Origin of the sequence: Enterobacter sp. 301B (assembly GCF_003850715.1) — a bacterium.
Taxonomy (GTDB): Bacteria; Pseudomonadota; Gammaproteobacteria; order Enterobacterales; family Enterobacteriaceae; genus Enterobacter; species Enterobacter intestinihominis.
Map to the genome: position 1 here is coordinate 139,826 of NZ_PQTC01000010.1, position 18,714 is coordinate 158,539.

Here is an 18,714-nt window from a genome sequence, read left to right on the forward strand (position 1 = left end):
ACATTCACGACTATGCTGCACACCTATCGCTCGACACATTCTGTTCTGGCCGTTTTTTTGATCCTGCTGTTTTTCTTTGCAGCCGCACCGCATTCCTGGGCCCGTGCAGACAACGGCAGTGACGTCCCGACGCGTGCCGAGGTTCAGTCGCAACTCGACACCCTGAATAAACAAAAAGATCTCTCCGCCCAGGAAAAGCTCGTTCAGCAGGACCTGACGGAAACCCTGGATACGCTGGATAAGATCGATCGCATCAAAGCCGAAACGGCCCAGTTGCGGCAGAAGGTCGCTCAGGCGCCGGAGAACATGCGTAAAGCAACGGAGGCCCTGAACGCGCTTAGCGACGTTGATAACGACGATGAAACCCGAAAAACGCTTGCCACGCTTTCGTTGCGCCAGCTCGAGTCGCGCGTGGCGCAGCTGCTGGACGATCTGCAAACGGCGCAGTCCGATCTCTCGACCTATAACAGCCAGCTGGTTTCGCTGCAAACCCAGCCTGAGCGCGTGCAGAACGCCATGTATTCTGCATCGCAACAGCTACAGCAGATACGTAACCGTCTGAATGGCATTACCGTGGGGGAAGGGGCGCTTCGACCGACCCAGCAAACGCTGCTGAACATCCAGCAGACGCTGCTGAACGCGGAGATTGAACAGCAGCGTAAGAGTCTGGAAGGCAACACGGTGTTGCAGGATGCGCTGCAAAAACAGCGTGACTACGTGAACGCGAATATCAACCGGCTCGAGCATCAGCTTCAGCTGTTGCAGGAGGCGGTGAACAGCAAGCGCCTGACGCTGACCGAAAAAACGGCGCAGGAAGCGGTCTCGCCAGACGAAACGGCGCGTATCCAGGCCAATCCGCTGGTGAAGCAGGAGCTGGAAATTAACCATCAGCTGAGCGAGCGCCTGATTCAGGCGACTGAAAGCGGCAGCGCGCTGGTGCAGCAGAATATTAAAGTCAAAAACTGGCTGGATCGCGCTTTGCAGGCTGAGCGCAATGTCAAAGAGCAGATTGCCGTCCTGAAGGGAAGCCTGCTGCTGTCGCGCATTCTTTACCAGCAGCAGCAGACGCTGCCGTCCGCCGACGAGCTGGAAGACATGACCAACCGCATTGCGGATTTGCGTCTTGAACAGTTTGACGTTAACCAGCAGCGCGATGCCCTGTTCCAGAGCGATACGTTTGTTGCCAAAGTGGAAGAAGGCCATTCAAGTGAAGTAAACGGTGAAGTTCACGACGCGCTGTTGCAGGTTGTGGATATGCGCCGCGAACTGCTCGATCAGCTTAATAAGCAGCTGGGCAACCAGCTGATGATGGCGATTAACCTGCAAATCAACCAGCAGCAGCTGGTGAGCGTGTCTAAAAGCCTCCAGGAGATCCTGACCCAGCAGATTTTCTGGGTGAACAGCAACAAACCCATGGACTGGGACTGGTTTAAATCTTTCCCTGAAACGCTGAAATCCCAGATCAAAAGCATGAAAATTACCGTGAACTGGGAGAAAGCCTGGCCTGCGGTAATGATTGCCTTCCTTGCGGGTCTGCCTTTGCTGCTCATCGCCGGAGTAATACGCTGGCGTTTGAAATGGCTGAAGCAGTACCAGGCGAAGCTGGCCTCGGAAGTGGGGCAACTGCGTAACGACAGCCAGCTGCACACCCCGAAAGCGATCCTGATCGATCTGATCCGTGCTCTGCCGGTCTGCCTGCTGATCCTCGCCGTCGGCCTGATCCTGTTGACCATGCAGCTCAATATCAGCGACCTGCTGTGGGCGTTCAGCAAAAAGCTGGCGCTGTTCTGGCTGGTGTTTGGTCTGTGCTGGAAAGTGCTGGAAAAAGACGGCGTCGCGGTCCGACACTTCAACATGCCGGAAAAACTCACCAGCCACTGGCGTCGCCAGATTGTACGTATCAGCCTCGCGCTGTTGCCGCTGCACTTCTGGTCCGTTGTGGCCGAGCTTTCGCCGCTGCATCTGATGGATGACGTGCTGGGACAGCTGGTAATTATGCTGAACCTGCTGCTGATAGCCGTCCTGATGTGGCCGATGTGCCGCGACAGCTGGCGGGATAAAGAGTCCCACAATCTTCGTCTGGTTACCGTAACGGTGCTGGCGATCATTCCGCTGGCGCTGATGGTGCTGACGGCAACGGGTTACTTCTATACCACGCTTCGTCTGTCAGGCCGCTGGATTGAAACCGTGTATCTGGTGATCCTGTGGAACCTGTTGTTCCAGACCGTGCTGCGCGGTTTGAGCGTGGCGGCGCGCCGCATTGCGTATCGTCGTGCTGTTGCCCGTCGACAGCATCAGGTTAAAGAGGGGGCTGAAGGGGCGGAGCCGCAGGAAGAGCCGACCATTGCCCTGGAGCAGGTCAACCAGCAAACGATGCGTATTACCATGCTGGTGATGATTGCGCTGTTTGCGGTGATGTTCTGGGCCATCTGGTCTGATTTAATTACCGTCTTCGCCTACCTCGACAGTATCACCCTCTGGCAATACAACGGTACCGAAGCGGGCGCTGCGGTAATGAAAAGCGTCACCATGGGCAGCCTGCTCTTTGCGCTGGTGTCGTCGGTGGTGGCCTGGGCGTTGATCCGCAACCTGCCTGGTCTGCTGGAAGTGCTGGTGCTCTCAAGGCTGAACCTGCGTCAGGGGGCGTCGTATGCCATTACCACCATCCTGAACTACGTCATTATTATTGTCGGGGCGATGACGGTATTCGGCTCGCTGGGCGTCTCGTGGGATAAACTCCAGTGGCTGGCGGCGGCGCTGTCGGTAGGTCTGGGCTTCGGCTTGCAGGAGATCTTCGGTAACTTTGTTTCTGGCCTGATAATCCTGTTCGAACGTCCGGTGCGTATCGGCGATACCGTCACCATCGGCACCTTCTCCGGGACCGTCAGCAAGATCCGTATTCGTGCGACCACCATCACTGACTTCGATCGTAAAGAGGTGATCATCCCGAACAAAGCCTTCGTGACCGAGCGACTGATCAACTGGTCGCTTTCGGATACTACGACGCGCGTGGTGGTCCGACTCGGGGTGGCCTATGGTTCAGATCTGGATAAAGTGAAAGAGGTCCTGCTGGAAGCCGCGAAATCACATCCTAAAGTGATGCACGATCCTGCGCCTGACGTGTTCTTCACCACCTTCGGGCCAAGCACGCTGGATCATGAGCTGCGCCTGTACGTACGCGAACTACGCGATCGCAGCTACACCGTCGATGAGCTGAACCGCACCATTGACCGTCTGTGCCGTGAAAACAACATTAATATCGCCTTCAACCAGCTTGAAGTTCACCTGCGTAACGAGAAAGGTGACGAACATACGGAAGTGAAGCGCGAGATTAAGGGTGACGAAAACTCCGCCCCTCACCCTGCCCACTCCCCAGAGGGGAGAGGGTAAAAAGCGAATCAGGGCAGATCTTTCAAACCGCACCTAACGGTCCCCTCTCCCTCCAGGGAGAGGGCTAGGGTGAGGGCAACCGGCCTTCACCTTTCCCTCAAAATCCCGCCGCACAATCTCCAGCGCTTTCAGCACCGTCTCCGCCGGGATCTCGTGATTCTCCAGCAGCATAATTAAATCGACGGCCAGCTTGACCTCGTCGGGGGCATTTTCCAGTGACATTAGTGGCTCCTGTTAACGGGTCAGGCGTTCAATGACGCGTTCAATCTCATCCAGCGCCTGACGGCAGCGGACGATGCGGCCTTCCAGCGCGCTGATTTCACGCATTAATAACTGCTGCTCTTGCAGCGTTTCGCTGGTGGTCAGGCGGGCTTCGCGCTCACACTTCATCTCAAACAGACGCCGCTCAAACTCCTGGTTCTCCAGCCGCTTGCGCTGCCATTTTCCGAGCCCAGGCGAGGCGCTGTCCCACGCCCGTAGCGGCCAGGCGGCGATTTCGCGGTGCAGGGCGGTGATCTGCTCAGTAAGATGCTCCGCAAGCCACACCACCTGTTCCTGCTGTTCACTCTCAACCGCGTGGCGAAGCTCGTCGAGGTTGGTCTGCATCTCAGCAAGGTAATCCTGAATGACGGTACTGCGGGTGCGGAAGAGCTGCCGGTCAAAGCGCGGTTTCAGCGTAGCATGTCCCATCAGCGGTGTGGCCTGCGCCCGCAGCGCGATCAGCTGATTTTGCAGCCTCTCAAGAAGCAGTGCTGTTTTCAATGCGCTCTCCAGTGGTAAAGTAGCCGTTCAGTTTGATAACGATTCGCATTATGCAGCGTACTATTTTAATCATCATTGGCTGGCTCGCGGTAGTGCTGGGTACGCTGGGCATCGTATTGCCCTTGCTGCCGACCACCCCGTTCATCCTGTTGGCCGCCTGGTGCTTCGCCCGCTCGTCGCCGCGTTTTCACCACTGGCTCCTGTACCGTTCGTGGTTTGGCGGCTACCTGCGGCATTGGCAAAAACACCGGGCCATGCCGCCCGGGGCCAAGCCGCGCGCCATTGCCTTCATCCTGATCACCTTCGCCGTCTCGTTATGGCTGGTGAAAATGATGTGGGTGCGCATTCTGCTGCTGGCAATCCTGGCCTGCCTGCTGATCTTCATGTGGCGGATCCCCGTGGTTGATGAAAAGCAACAAAAGCACTGAAGCCTCATCATGGCGGTTGCAATTATGGCGCACAGCCAGTAAATTCGACCGTTTTCGAGCACAGGTGCGCCTGGTCAAAGGTTAAACAACTGTTACTTTGACCGACTCGTCGCGCGCCGTGAGTAACACTGTTTCATTTAGGCACAAACCGATGACCGCAACTGCACAGCAGCTTGAATATCTGAAAAATAGCATCAAAAGTATCCAGGATTATCCAAAGCCTGGCATTCTTTTCCGTGATGTCACCAGCTTGCTGGAAGACCCGAAAGCGTACGCCCTCAGCATTGAACTGCTGGTTGAGCGTTATAAAAACGCCGGGATCACCAAAGTAGTAGGTACCGAAGCCCGTGGCTTCCTGTTCGGCGCACCGGTTGCGCTGGCGATGGGCGTGGGTTTTGTGCCGGTGCGTAAGCCGCGCAAACTGCCGCGTGAAACCATTGCTGAGAGCTATGAGCTGGAATACGGCACCGATCAGCTGGAAATTCACGTTGATGCCATCAAGCCAGGCGACAAAGTGCTGGTGGTGGACGATCTGCTGGCAACCGGCGGCACCATCGAAGCGACCGTGAAGCTGATCCGTCGTCTGGGCGGGGAAGTGACCGACGCGGCCTTCATCATCAACCTGTTCGATCTCGGCGGCGAGCAGCGCCTGGAAAAACAGGGTATTACCAGCTACAGCCTGGTGCCTTTCCCGGGTCATTAATCCCGTATCTCACAACCTCGCTCAATGGGTGAGGTTGTGATAGCATTCCCCTCCATTAATTCACCTTCCAGCGTTGCAGAGCCTGCCCATGAGTTATCAGGTGTTAGCCCGTAAATGGCGACCACAAACCTTTGCTGACGTTGTCGGTCAGGAACATGTGCTGACGGCCCTGGCGAACGGCTTGTCGCTAGGTCGCATCCATCACGCCTATCTTTTCTCCGGCACCCGCGGCGTCGGTAAAACCTCTATTGCCCGTCTGCTGGCAAAAGGTCTGAACTGCGAAACCGGGATCACCGCCACCCCGTGCGGCGTATGTGACAACTGCCGGGAGATCGAGCAGGGGCGTTTTGTCGATCTGATCGAGATCGACGCCGCCTCGCGCACCAAGGTGGAAGACACCCGCGATCTGCTCGACAACGTGCAGTACGCCCCGGCGCGCGGCCGCTTCAAGGTCTATCTGATCGATGAAGTGCACATGCTGTCGCGCCACAGCTTCAACGCCCTGCTGAAAACGCTGGAAGAGCCGCCTGCGCATGTCAAATTCCTGCTGGCGACCACCGATCCGCAAAAGCTGCCGGTCACGATCCTGTCGCGCTGCCTGCAATTCCATCTGAAGGCGCTGGACGTTGAGCAGATCCGCGCACAGCTTGAACACATTCTTGATGAAGAGAAGATCGTTCACGAGCCGCGCGCCCTGCAGCTGCTGGCCCGCGCGGCGGACGGCAGCCTGCGTGATGCGCTGAGCCTGACTGACCAGGCAATTGCCAGCGGTGACGGTAAGCTTTCCACTGACGCGGTCAGCACCATGCTCGGCACGCTGGATGACGATCAGGCGCTGTCGCTTATCGAAGCGATGATTGCCGCCAACGGTGAGCGGGTAATGACCCTCGTCAACGATGCCGCCGCCCGTGGCATTGAATGGGAAGCGCTGCTGGTCGAGATGCTCAGCCTGCTGCATCGCGTGGCGATGCTGCAATTGTCTCCGTCGGCCATTGGCGCGGACATGGCGACCATTGAACAGCGGATGCGTGAACTTGCGCGCACCGTGCCGCCGGCTGACGTGCAGCTTTATTATCAAACCCTGCTGATTGGCCGCAAAGAGCTGCCGTTTGCACCGGATCGCCGGATGGGCGTTGAAATGACGCTGCTGCGCGCGCTGGCCTTCCATCCGCGCAAGCCATTGCCGGAGCCGGAAACGCCCCGGCAGTCCTTTGCGCCGGTTGCGCCGACCGCGGTAATGTCACCGCAGCAGGTGCCACCGCAACCGGCATCGCCGCCGCCGCAGAACGTGCCGCTGTCGGATGCCACCAGTTCGGTGCTTGCCGCACGAAGCCAGTTGCAACGTGCGCAGGGAGCAACCAAACCAAAAAAGAGTGAACCGGCAGCGCCTGCAAGAGCGCGGCCGGTGAACAACGCCGCGCTTGAACGACTGGCCTCGGTAACGGAGCGCGTGCAGTCGCGTCCGGCACCGTCCGCGCTCGAGCAAAAAGCCCCGGCGAAAGAAGAGGCATACCGCTGGAAGGCGACTACCGTTGTTGAAACGGTCAAGGAAGTGGTCGCCACGCCAAAAGCGCTGAAAAAGGCGCTTGAGCATGAAAAAACGCCGGAGCTGTCCGCGAAGCTCGCGGAAGAGTCCATCGAGCGCGACGCCTGGGCCGCTGAGGTCAGCAAACTTCAGCTGCCGAAGCTGGTGGAGCAGGTCGCGCTGAATGCCTGGAAAGAGCAGGAAGGCAATCAGGTGCGTCTGCACCTGCGCCCTGGCCAGCGGCACCTCAACTCCCCAGGCGCGCAAAAGGCGCTGGCCGAGGCGCTTACCGCATTACAGGGTGTGCCGGTTGAATTGACTATCATTGAAGATGATAATCCGGCGGTGAAAACGCCGCTCGAGTGGCGACAGGCGATTTATGAAGAGAAGCTCGCGCAGGCGCGCGAGTCGATTATCGCGGATAACAACATCCAGACCCTGCGCCGGTTCTTCGACGCCGATCTGGATGAAGAGAGTATTCGCCCCCTTTGATCGTGAGTCTGACTTACGGTTGTAATCCTTAACGTGAAAGAAGAGAGAAGCCTATGTTTGGTGGAAAAGGCGGTCTGGGTGGCCTGATGAAGCAGGCTCAGCAGATGCAGGAAAAAATGCAGAAGATGCAGGAAGAGATCGCTCAGCTGGAAGTCACGGGTGAATCGGGTGCCGGTCTGGTCAAGGTGACCATCAACGGTGCGCACAACTGCCGTCGCGTTGAAATCGACCCGAGCCTGCTCGAAGACGACAAAGAGATGCTGGAAGATCTGGTTGCAGCCGCGTTTAACGATGCCGCTCGCCGTATCGACGAAACCCAGAAAGAGAAAATGGCCTCTGTTTCCAGCGGTATGCAACTGCCGCCGGGCTTTAAGATGCCATTCTGATGCAAACCAGTCCGCTGCTCACGCAGTTAATGGAAGCACTGCGCTGCCTGCCGGGCGTTGGCCCGAAGTCGGCGCAGCGTATGGCGTTTACGCTATTGCAGCGCGACCGCAGCGGCGGGATGCGCCTGGCGCAGGCTCTGACCCGCGCCATGTCAGAAATTGGTCACTGTGCGGATTGCCGGACCTTTACCGAGCAGGACGTCTGTAACATCTGCACGAACCCGCGTCGTCAGGAAAACGGTCAGATTTGCGTGGTGGAGAGTCCGGCGGACATCTACGCCATCGAACAAACCGGGCAGTTTTCCGGCCGCTATTTCGTGCTGATGGGGCATCTCTCCCCGCTGGACGGCATCGGCCCGGATGATATCGGTCTCGATCGTCTTGAACAGCGTCTTGAGTCCGAGACGATCAAAGAGGTGATCCTCGCCACCAACCCGACGGTGGAAGGGGAGGCAACCGCCAACTACATCGCCGAGCTGTGCGCGCAGTACGGCGTTGACGCCAGCCGCATCGCCCACGGCGTGCCGGTCGGCGGTGAGCTGGAGATGGTCGACGGCACCACGCTGTCGCACTCGCTGGCCGGACGACACAAGATTATTTTCTGACCAAACGGAGGCTGCGTGCGCGGCCTCCGCTTGAAAATCCCCCCCCTTATCCCCATCTCTCACTCAACGTTTTACAACCCCATTAAATGGCATTGTTGAGGTCGACTTAGATGAAAGGACAAGAAACCCGTGGTTTCCAGTCAGAAGTAAAACAGCTTCTGCACCTGATGATCCATTCCCTGTATTCCAACAAAGAAATCTTCCTGCGTGAGCTGATTTCCAACGCCTCCGATGCGGCGGACAAGTTGCGCTTCCGCGCGCTGTCCAACCCGGATCTGTACGAAGGCGATGGCGAACTGCGCGTGCGCGTCTCTTTTAATAAAGAGAACCGCACCCTGACGATTGCCGATAATGGCATCGGGATGAACCGCGACGAGGTGATCGACCATCTCGGCACCATCGCTAAATCCGGCACCAAAGCGTTCCTCGAGTCCATGGGCTCTGACCAGGCGAAAGATAGCCAGCTGATCGGTCAGTTCGGCGTAGGCTTCTACTCGGCATTCATCGTGGCGGATAAAGTCACCGTGCGCACCCGCGCCGCGGGCGACAGCGCCGAAAACGGCGTGCTGTGGGAATCCAAAGGGGAAGGCGAATACACCGTTGATGATATCACCAAAGCGGATCGCGGCACCGAAATTACTCTGCACCTGCGCGAAGGCGAAGACGATTTCCTGAACGACTGGCGCGTACGCTCCATCATCAGCAAATATTCTGACCACATCGCGCTGCCGGTGGAGATTGAAAAACAGGAAGAGAAAGACGGCGAAACCGTGGTTTCCTGGGAGAAAATCAACAAGGCGCAGGCGCTGTGGACGCGCAACAAAGCTGAAATTAAAGACGACGAGTACAACGAGTTTTACAAGCACATCGCCCACGACTTTACCGACCCGCTGACCTGGAGCCACAACCGTGTGGAAGGGAAGCAGGAGTACACCAGCCTGCTGTACATTCCGGCGCAGGCGCCGTGGGACATGTGGAACCGCGATCACAAGCACGGCCTGAAGCTGTACGTGCAGCGCGTCTTCATCATGGACGACGCCGAGCAGTTCATGCCGAACTACCTGCGCTTTGTGCGTGGCCTGATAGATTCCAACGATCTGCCGCTGAACGTCTCCCGTGAAATTCTCCAGGACAGCACCGTCACCCGTAACCTGCGTAACGCCCTGACCAAGCGAGCGTTGCAGATGCTGGAAAAACTGGCGAAAGACGATGCGGAAAAATACCAGACCTTCTGGAAACAGTTCGGCCTGGTGCTGAAAGAAGGCCCGGCGGAAGACACCGCGAACGTGGAAGCTATCGCTAAACTGCTGCGCTTCGCCTCTACGCACAACGACTCCTCCCCCCAGACCGTATCGCTGGAAGAGTACGTCTCCCGAATGAAAGAAGGGCAGGAGAAGATCTACTACATCACCGCCGACAGCTATGCGGCAGCGAAGAGCAGCCCGCATCTGGAGCTGCTGCGTAAGAAAGGCATCGAAGTGCTGCTGCTGTCTGACCGCATCGACGAGTGGATGATGAACTACCTGACCGAGTTCGACGGTAAATCCTTCCAGTCCGTTGCTAAAGCCGACGAGTCTATCGATAAGCTGGCGGATGAAGTGGACGACAGCGCGAAGGAAGCCGAGAAGGCGCTGGAGCCGTTCGTTGAGCGCGTGAAAACCCTGCTGGGCGATCGCGTGAAAGAGGTGCGCTTCACGCACCGTCTGACCGATACGCCAGCCATTGTCACCACCGATGCGGACGAAATGAGCACCCAGATGGCGAAACTGTTCGCTGCGGCGGGCCAGGCCGTGCCGGAAGTGAAATATATCTTTGAGCTTAATCCGGATCATCCGCTGGTGAAACGCGCGGCGGATACCCAGGACGACGCCCGCTTTGCGGAGTGGGTTGAACTGCTGCTGGATCAGTCCCTGCTGGCCGAGCGCGGCACCCTGGAAGATCCTAACCTGTTCATTAAACGTGTGAATGCGCTGCTGCTGGCGTAATACAAAACCTACCCCTCACCTTGGCCCTCTCCCCAAAGGGGAGAGGGTATAATCGTCCCCTCTCCCCTTTGGGGAGAGGGTTAGGGTGAGGGGGCATTCTCGCACTCACCCAAATAATCTCCCCCCGTTAACCGTTTCAGCCTCCCCGCCTTCCTTGAGCGATACCCGTTCTGGTGGTATTGTTTAGCGCTTTTGAAAAATTGAATCGACATTTGAGGGGATTTTCGCAATGCGTATTATTCTGCTTGGCGCTCCGGGCGCGGGTAAGGGAACTCAGGCTCAGTTCATCATGGAGAAATACGGTATTCCGCAAATCTCTACTGGTGACATGCTGCGTGCCGCTGTTAAATCTGGCTCCGAGCTGGGCAAACAAGCTAAAGACATCATGGACGCAGGCAAGCTGGTGACCGACGAACTGGTTATCGCGCTGGTAAAAGAGCGCATTGCTCAGGAAGACTGCCGCAATGGTTTCCTGCTGGACGGCTTCCCGCGCACCATTCCTCAGGCTGACGCCATGAAAGAAGCGGGCATCAACGTGGATTACGTGCTGGAGTTCGATGTACCGGACGAACTGATCGTTGACCGTATCGTTGGCCGTCGCGTGCACGCTGCCTCTGGCCGCGTTTACCACATCAAATTCAACCCGCCTAAGGTTGAAGGCAAAGACGACGTGACCGGCGAAGAGCTGACCACCCGTAAAGACGATCAGGAAGAAACCGTGCGTAAACGCCTGGTGGAATACCATCAGATGACCGCACCGCTGATCGGCTACTACTCCAAAGAGGCGCAGGCGGGTAACACCAAATACGCGAAAGTTGACGGCACCAAAGCCGTGGCTGACGTACGTGCAGAGCTGGAAAAAATCCTCGGCTAAGCGCACCTCTCTCACCCGGAGCCCCGGGTGAGAAAAATTCTCATCTTACCTATTACAGCAATGGGTTTCGTTTAAACGCATTTCCGCTACAATTGACAGCCTATCAAATGGTTAAGAGGCGTGAATGAGTCAGGCGAAAACCGGCATCCTGCTTGCCAATCTGGGCACCCCAGAAGCACCTACTCCAGCGGCGGTAAAACGCTACCTGCGACAATTTTTAAGCGACACGCGCGTCGTGGATACCCCAAGACTGCTGTGGTGGCCACTGCTGCGTGGTGTCATTCTGCCGATTCGTTCTCCGCGTGTAGCAAAGCTCTATCAGTCCGTGTGGATGGAAGAAGGCTCGCCGCTGATGGTCTACAGCCGTCGTCAGGAGAAGGCGCTGGCCGCCCGTCTGCCGGACATGCCCGTTGCGCTCGGTATGAGCTACGGTAAGCCATCCCTGGAAAGCGCCGTCGACTCTCTGCTGGCGCAGGGCGTTGAACACATTGTGGTGCTGGCCCTTTATCCGCAGTATTCGTGCTCCACGGTGGCTGCCGTCTGGGACGAACTGGCACGCATTCTGGCGACCCGCCGCCGTATACCGGGCATCACCTTTATCCGCGACTACGCCGATAACGAGCTGTACATTCAGGCGCTTGCCAGCAGCGCGCGCGCGTCGTTTGAAAAACACGGCGAGCCGGATCTGCTGCTGCTCTCCTATCACGGTATTCCGCAGCGTTTCGCGAACGAAGGGGACGATTACCCCCAGCGTTGCCGCGATACCACCCGCGAGCTGGTCTCCGCCCTCGGCCTGCCGCCTGAGAAGGTGATGATGACCTTCCAGTCGCGCTTCGGTCGTGAACCGTGGTTGACCCCGTATACTGATGAAACGCTAAAAATGCTGGGCGAGAAGGGCGTGAAGCACATTCAGGTTATGTCGCCGGGCTTCTCGGCGGATTGTCTGGAAACGCTGGAAGAGATTGCCGTCCAGAACAAAGAGTTCTTCATGGAGGCCGGCGGAACGAAATACGAATACATTCCTGCGCTTAACGACTCCCCTGAACACATCGATATGATGGTGTCACTGGTCACCACCCGCCGCTGATCGCGTTACGGGCCGGGTTTGTGCTACCATTCCCGGCCCGTATTCTTTGCACAGTTCAGACCATGAAATTTCCCGGTAAACGTAAGTCCAAACACTATTTCCCCGTCGATGCCCGCGATCCGCTGTTACAGCAAATTCAGCAGGAAAGCGAAACCAGCGCTGCCTGGGTGGTCGGTATCGATCAGACGCTGGTGGACATTGAAGCCAAAGTGGATGATGCGTTTGTCGCACGTTACGGTCTGAGCGCCGGGCACTCGCTGGTGATTGAGGATGACGTTGCCGAAGCGCTGTATCAGGAACTGATGCGCGAAAATCTTATCACCCACCAGTTTGCTGGCGGCACCATCGGTAACACCATGCACAACTACTCCGTTCTGGCAGACGACCGCTCGGTGCTGCTTGGCGTGATGTGCAGCAATATCGAAATCGGTGGCTACGCCTACCGCTACCTGTGCAATACCTCCAGCCGCACCGATCTGAACTATTTGCAGGGCGTTGACGGGCCGATTGGTCGTTGCTTTACGCTGATAAGCGATTCCGGCGAGCGTACCTTTGCCATCAGCCCCGGCCATATGAACAAGCTACGCGCTGAAAGTATTCCGGAAGAGGTGATCGCGGGCGCGTCTGCGCTGGTGTTGACGTCTTATCTGGTGCGCTGCAAGCCGGGCGAACCAATGCCGGACGCAACCATGAAGGCAATTGAGTATGCGAAGAAATACAACGTGCCTGTGGTTCTGACGCTGGGCACCAAATTCGTGATTGCCGACAACCCGGAGTGGTGGCAGGCCTTCCTGAAAGAACACGTCTCGATTCTGGCGATGAATGAAGAAGAAGCCGAAGCGCTGACCGGCGAAAGCGATCCGCTGCTGGCGTCTGATAAGGCGCTGGACTGGGTGGATCTGGTGCTCTGCACCGCCGGGCCGGTCGGGCTGTACATGGCGGGCTTCACGGAAGAAGAGAGCAAGCGGAAAACCCAGCACCCGCTGCTGCCGGGCGCTATCGCCGAATTTAACCAGTACGAGTTCAGCCGCGCCATGCGTCATAAAGACTGCATCAACCCGCTGCGTATCTTCTCCCACATTGCACCGTATATGGGTGGCCCCGAGAAGATCATGAACACCAACGGCGCGGGCGACGGCGCGCTGGCCGCGCTGCTGCACGACATCACCGCTAACGCCTACCACAAAACCAATGTGCCGAATTCCAGCAAACACACCTTCAACTGGCTGACCTATTCCTCGCTGGCGCAGGTGTGCAAGTACGCGAACCGCGTGAGTTATCAGGTGCTGAACCAGCATTCACCGCGCTTAACGCGTGGGCTGCCGGAACGGGAAGACAGCCTCGAAGAGGCGTATTGGGACAGGTAAAAGAAGACCCCTCACCCTGGCCCTCTCCCCAAAGGGGAGAGGGAACTTGAACACCCTCTCCCCTTTGGGGAGAGGGCTGGGGTGAGGGGACCAGGCCGCACAAAACTTACCCCGTCACTGCCTCTTCAACTGGCGGCTTCGTCAGCATTGTCAGCATCGTATTTGCAATCTCACGCTCACCCATCACCACCTGATTCGCGCCGCGCTCGGTAATGTACTCCACTTCGTCATCATAATGGGCGCGGGCTATGATTTCGATATGCGGGCATTTTTCACGGGCTGTGGCGACAATCTCGCCAGCCTCGTAACCGTTCGGGATAGTGAGCAGCAGCCAGCGAGCGCAGTCCAGATGCGCCAGATTCATAATTTCTTCGTTAGCCGCGTTGCCCAGCACCGCGCGGATGCCGCGTTCGCGAAGTTCGTCGACGCGGGTGCGTGACGTTTCAATCACTACAAGTGGAATGCCCTGAGCCATCAGTTTTTCACCCAGCAGGCTGCCGACGCGGCCAAAACCGACCAGCAGCGCGTGGTTGCAGATATCCACCGGGATCTGTTTCTCTTCTTCTGTCGCCTCTTCCAGCGTCAGCTCTTCGAGGGTTTCGGTCTTCTCGAGATATTTCTCCAGCAGGGCAAACAATACCGGGTTCAACATGATGGAGAGGATCGCCCCCGCCAGCACCAGATTTTGCCCAGCCTGTGGCAGCAGATTCAGGGCCATTCCCAGACCAGCCAGAATAAAGGCGAACTCGCCAATCTGCGCCAGGCTGGCGGCGATGGTCAGCGCCGTGCGCGGCGAGTGACCGAACATCCGCACCAGGAAGAAGGCGGCAACGGACTTACCAAAGATGATGATTGCCAGCGTACCCAGCACGGCCAGCGGCTGCTGGATGAGGATCATCGGGTCGAACAGCATCCCGACGGAGACAAAGAACAGCACCGCGAACGCATCACGTAGTGGCAGAGTATCGTGCGCGGCACGGTGGCTCAGCTCGGACTCGTTCAGCACCATCCCGGCGAAGAACGCGCCCAGCGCAAAGGAGACGTCAAACAGCTCGACAGCGCCAAAGGCAATGCCCAGCGCCAGCGCAAGGACCGAAAGCGTGAACAGTTCACGCGAGCCGGTGGCGGCGCTGCGGGACATGATCCACGGCACCAGACGGCGGCCCACCAGCATCATGATGGCAATAAACGCCACAACCTTACCGATGGTAATGCTCATATCCAGCGCCAGCGAAGCGAAGCCGATATTCTCTTTTTCCATCATCCCGGCGACGGCGGGCAGCAGTACCAGCGTCAACACCATCACCAGATCTTCAACTATCAGCCAGCCAATCGCGATTTGCCCGCGCTGGCTGTCTATCAGCTGCCTCTCTTCAAGCGCGCGCAGCAGCACCACGGTACTGGCGGTTGAAAGACACAGCCCAAATACGATACCGGTCATGATTGACCAGCCCAGCACCGCCGAAAGCGCCATGCCCAGTAGCGTCGCCACCCCTATCTGGGCGATCGCTCCCGGTATGGCGATCGACTTTACCGCCATCAGATCCTTCAGGGAAAAATGCAGTCCGACGCCAAACATCAGCAGGATAACGCCCAGTTCCGCCAGCTCCGGTGCAAGTTTGGTATCTGCGACAAAACCCGGCGTAAAGGGTCCTGCCAGCACGCCCGCTAACAAATAGCCTACCAGGGGCGAAATACGCAGTTTGTTGGCAATCATGCCGAGGATAAAAGCGAGCACAAGTCCACCAACAATGGTGGTGATAAGCGGTGTGGCGTGGTGCATTCCGTCTCCTTTCGCGATGGGTGATCCATTTTTGGTGCAAATACCAAAAAGCCGATTAATAGTTTATGACAATTTTTACGCTTATGTTTATGAATAATTGTTGAAATCACAATAAAAAGGCAATAAGCACGAAAAAAGGCAGATTTTGATAAATTTGCTGAGGGGAGGGAGAGGAAAGCCTTATGGCATCAGGTTATCCGGCTGCCAAAGTTTAACTTTGGCAGCCGTGTAGTTACGCTTTATGACGGTTGTCAGGCAGGAATATGGTCAACATCCCCAGAAGTGGCAGGAAAGCGCAGATTTTATAGACCAGGAAGATGCTGGTGTGGTCTGCAACCATCCCTAACACGGCGGCGCCAAGGCCGCCCATGCCAAAGGCAAAACCGAAAAAGAGACCGGAAACCATACCGATACGTCCCGGCAGCAGCTCTTGCGCATAGACCAGAATGGCTGAAAACGCCGACGCGAGAATAAAACCAATTATCACTGTCAATATTCCGGTCCATTCCAGCGTTGCGTACGGTAAAACAAGCGTAAACGGCGCAACGCCGAGGATAGAGCCCCAAATCACATATTTACGTCCGATTTTATCTCCCACAGGGCCGCCAATCACCGTGCCTGCCGCCACCGCAAACAGGAAGGCAAAGAGATGGAACTGGGCGTTTTGTACCGATAATCCGAATTTTTGCATCAGATAGAAGGTGTAATAGCTGCTAATGCTCGCCATATAGAAATATTTCGAGAAAATCAGCACCAGCAACACGCTGACGGCAAGGATCACCTTATTACGCGGAAGGGGATTGGTTATCTTCGCGACAGGTTTTCCCTTATTTACGCGGTGCTGCGCGGCATACCAGCGGCTGATTTGCGCCAGGACGACAATCGCCAGCAGCGCGGCCAGCACAAACCACGCCACGTTGCCTTTGCCGTAAGGCGCGATAATTACCGCCGCCAGCAGAGGACCGAGGGAGCTACCAAAGTTCCCCCCCACCTGGAACAGAGACTGCGCCAGCCCGTGGCGTCCGCCGGAGGCCATACGCGCCACGCGGGACGATTCCGGATGGAACACCGATGAACCGGTTCCCACCAGCGCCGCGGCAACCAGTACCGCCTCAAAGCTGCCCGCCATGGCCAGCAGCACCAGCCCGCTCAGGGTGAAGCACATCCCAATGGGCAGCGACCATGGCATCGGGTATTTGTCCGTCCAGTAGCCCACCACCGGCTGTAGCAGCGAAGAGGCCAGCTGGAAGGTCAGGGTAATCATCCCGATCTGCACGAAGGTTAATGAGAACTCAGACTGCAACAGCGGGTAGATCGCCAGAATCAGCGACTGGATCATGTCGTTGAGCAGATGAGAGAGACTGATTGCGCCTAATACTTTGAAGGAAGTGCGCGATTTCGGCGGCGACGCCGGAACGCCCTGAACAGGCTGGGTTGATTCACTGATTGCCATAAATACCACGTCAATTTGTAATTAGAGATGCAGGGAGTAATTATTATCCGACTAACATACCCGTCCGTGACATTTGAAGAAAGTCGCAATTCTGAAAACTTATTTGTCTATTCTTGTGAGTCACTGTAATTTTTGCGTTTGTCTATGGGTCAGGGAGAGAGAAGATGAAGTTAATAAAGCGTGGCGTCGCGCTGGCGCTCATCGCCGCATGGGGGCTGACAAGCCTGCCCGCGCAGGCGTATGAAAAAGATAAAACTTATAAAATTACCATTCTGCATACTAACGATCATCACGGCCATTTCTGGCGCAGCGAATACGGTGAATATGGCCTGGCGGCGCAAAAAACGCTGGTGGACGGCATTCGTAAAGAGGTCGCGGCTCAGGGCGGCAGCGTGCTGTTGCTGTCGGGCGGGGATATTAATACCGGCGTACCGGAATCTGATTTGCAGGATGCCGAGCCTGATTTCCGCGGCATGAATTTAATTGGTTACGACGCGATGGCGGTCGGAAACCACGAGTTTGATAACCCGCTGAGCGTATTGCGCCAGCAGGAAAAGTGGTCCAAATTTCCGTTCCTTTCCGCCAATATTTATCAGAAAAGCACCGGCGAGCGCCTGTTTAAACCGTGGGCGCTGTTTAAGCGTCAGGATCTGAAGATCGCGGTCATCGGCTTAACCACCGACGATACGGCCAAAATTGGCAACCCTGAATTTTTCACCGACATCGAATTCCGTAAACCGGCGGACGAAGCGAAGCTGGTGATCCAGGAGTTGCAGCAGAATGAAAAACCGGATGTGATTATCGCTACCACCCACATGGGGCATTACGACAACGGTCAGCACGGCTCTAACGCGCCGGGCGACGTGGAGATGGCGCGCAGCCTTCCTGCGGGCTCGCTGGCGATGATTGTGGGCGGTCACTCACAGGATCCGGTCTGCATGGCTTCTGAGAATAAAAAGCAGGTAGATTATGTGCCCGGCACGCCGTGCGCCCCGGATCGTCAGAACGGTATCTGGATTGTACAGGCCCACGAGTGGGGTAAATACGTTGGCCGTGCGGATTTCGAATTCCGTAACGGCGAGATGAAGCTGGTGCACTATCAGCTCATCCCGGTCAACCTGAAGAAGAAAGTGACCTACCCGGACGGCAAAAGCGAGCGGGTACTCTACACGCCAGAGATCGCTGAAAACCAGCAGATGCTCTCCCTGCTGACGCCGTTCCAGAGCAAAGGGAAAGCGCAGCTGGACGTGAAGATTGGCACGCTTAACGGACGACTGGAAGGGGACCGCAGCAAAGTCCGCTTCGTACAAACCAACATGGGGCGTCTGGTGCTGGCCGCGCAGATGGCGCGCACGAATGCGGATTTCGGCGTGATGAGCGGCGGCGGTATTCGTGATTCCATCGATGGCGGAAACATCACCTATAAAGACGTGCTCAAAGTGCAGCCGTTTGGCAACGTGGTGGTGTATGCGGACATGAGCGGGAAAGAGGTAATTGACTACCTGACCGCCGTGGCGCAGATGAAGCCGGACTCCGGAGCGTATCCGCAGTTTGCTAACGTCAGCTTCGTCGCGAAGGACGGTAAGCTCAACGATCTCAAAATCAAAGGCGAACCTGTTGATCCGGCGAAAACCTACCGCCTGGCAACGTTAAGCTTTAACGCCACCGGCGGCGACGGCTATCCGCATATCGATAACAAACCGGGCTATGTAAATACCGGGTTTATTGATGCGGAAGTGTTGAAGCAGTTTATCCAGCAAAATTCACCGATTGACGTGAACGCGTATGAGCCGAAGGGCGAGGTGAGCTGGCAGTAGTGCGGGTGTGTTGTGCCGGGTGGCGGCTACGCCTTACCCGGCCTACATTCGAATCGG

15 protein-coding genes and 1 other annotated feature are annotated in these 18,714 nt (G+C 56.9%); of the genes, 11 read left to right on the forward strand and 4 right to left on the reverse strand.

All coding sequences use genetic code 11. The features are described from left to right. Positions 1-12: 12 nt before the first annotated feature. A complete protein-coding gene (mscK, locus tag C3451_RS13280; RefSeq protein WP_045621263.1) occupies positions 13-3,390 on the forward strand; it encodes a mechanosensitive channel MscK in 3,378 nt (1,125 codons plus the stop codon). A gap of 33 nt (positions 3,391-3,423) precedes the next feature. Here mscK and rsmS read toward each other — a convergent pair whose 3' ends face one another. Both rsmS and priC read right to left on the reverse strand, forming a co-directional pair. Beyond that, positions 3,424-3,612, reverse strand: coding sequence for a pleiotropic regulatory protein RsmS (gene rsmS / locus C3451_RS13285; protein ID WP_038415536.1), 189 nt, complete (start codon positions 3,610-3,612; stop codon positions 3,424-3,426). Between the two features lie 12 nt (positions 3,613-3,624). Then, complete coding sequence (priC, locus tag C3451_RS13290) at positions 3,625-4,152, reverse strand: primosomal replication protein N'' (protein WP_022647276.1); 528 nt, start codon at positions 4,150-4,152, stop codon at positions 3,625-3,627. Between the two features lie 50 nt (positions 4,153-4,202). Between priC and C3451_RS13295 the strand changes: the two genes are divergently transcribed. The 9 genes from C3451_RS13295 (at position 4,203) to C3451_RS13335 (ending at position 13,604) form a co-directional block, all read left to right on the forward strand. Then, the gene (locus C3451_RS13295; protein WP_001189855.1) at positions 4,203-4,580 is read left to right on the forward strand and encodes a DUF454 family protein; all 378 of its coding nucleotides are present in this window, start codon (positions 4,203-4,205) and stop codon (positions 4,578-4,580) included. A 151-nt stretch (positions 4,581-4,731) separates the two neighbouring features. After that, positions 4,732-5,283: an adenine phosphoribosyltransferase gene (apt, locus tag C3451_RS13300; protein WP_000127359.1), complete on the forward strand. Its 552-nt coding sequence runs from the start codon at positions 4,732-4,734 to the stop codon at positions 5,281-5,283. Positions 5,284-5,371: 88 nt separating this feature from the next. Beyond that, entirely contained in the window at positions 5,372-7,300 is a 1,929-nt protein-coding gene (gene dnaX, locus C3451_RS13305) for a DNA polymerase III subunit gamma/tau (protein ID WP_023299467.1), read from the forward strand. Further along, positions 6,630-6,694, forward strand: a sequence feature (DnaX frameshifting element). Its footprint overlaps the gene before it by 65 nt. Positions 7,301-7,353: 53 nt before the next feature. Then, a complete protein-coding gene (locus C3451_RS13310) occupies positions 7,354-7,686 on the forward strand; it encodes a YbaB/EbfC family nucleoid-associated protein (protein WP_003858972.1) in 333 nt (110 codons plus the stop codon). Then, positions 7,686-8,291, forward strand: a complete 606-nt coding sequence (gene recR, locus C3451_RS13315; protein WP_006809843.1) for a recombination mediator RecR — start codon at positions 7,686-7,688, stop codon at positions 8,289-8,291. Before C3451_RS13310 ends, recR begins: the two co-directional genes overlap by 1 nt. 110 nt (positions 8,292-8,401) lie before the next feature. Then, complete coding sequence (gene htpG, locus C3451_RS13320) at positions 8,402-10,276, forward strand: molecular chaperone HtpG (RefSeq protein WP_124304324.1); 1,875 nt, start codon at positions 8,402-8,404, stop codon at positions 10,274-10,276. A gap of 229 nt (positions 10,277-10,505) precedes the next feature. Further along, on the forward strand, positions 10,506-11,150 hold the full coding sequence (gene adk, locus C3451_RS13325) for an adenylate kinase (RefSeq protein WP_022647279.1): 645 nt from the start codon (positions 10,506-10,508) through the stop codon (positions 11,148-11,150). Between the two features lie 124 nt (positions 11,151-11,274). Continuing rightward, positions 11,275-12,237, forward strand: a complete 963-nt coding sequence (gene hemH, locus C3451_RS13330; protein ID WP_017383216.1) for a ferrochelatase — start codon at positions 11,275-11,277, stop codon at positions 12,235-12,237. A gap of 62 nt (positions 12,238-12,299) precedes the next feature. Next, entirely contained in the window at positions 12,300-13,604 is a 1,305-nt protein-coding gene (locus C3451_RS13335) for an inosine/guanosine kinase (protein WP_022647280.1), read from the forward strand. A 106-nt stretch (positions 13,605-13,710) separates the two neighbouring features. Here the strand turns inward: C3451_RS13335 and ybaL are convergent, their stop codons facing one another. Together ybaL and C3451_RS13345 are read right to left on the reverse strand one after the other, a co-directional pair. Next, positions 13,711-15,387 (reverse strand): YbaL family putative K(+) efflux transporter, encoded by a 1,677-nt coding sequence (gene ybaL, locus C3451_RS13340; protein ID WP_022647281.1) that lies wholly within the window; start codon positions 15,385-15,387, stop codon positions 13,711-13,713. 232 nt (positions 15,388-15,619) lie between these two features. Further along, on the reverse strand, positions 15,620-16,840 hold the full coding sequence (locus tag C3451_RS13345; RefSeq protein ID WP_022647282.1) for an MFS transporter: 1,221 nt from the start codon (positions 16,838-16,840) through the stop codon (positions 15,620-15,622). A 164-nt stretch (positions 16,841-17,004) separates the two neighbouring features. On the opposite strand from C3451_RS13345, the gene ushA reads away from it, so the two are divergent. After that, positions 17,005-18,657, forward strand: coding sequence for a bifunctional UDP-sugar hydrolase/5'-nucleotidase UshA (gene ushA, locus C3451_RS13350; RefSeq protein WP_045621266.1), 1,653 nt, complete (start codon positions 17,005-17,007; stop codon positions 18,655-18,657). Positions 18,658-18,714 lie beyond the last annotated feature (57 nt).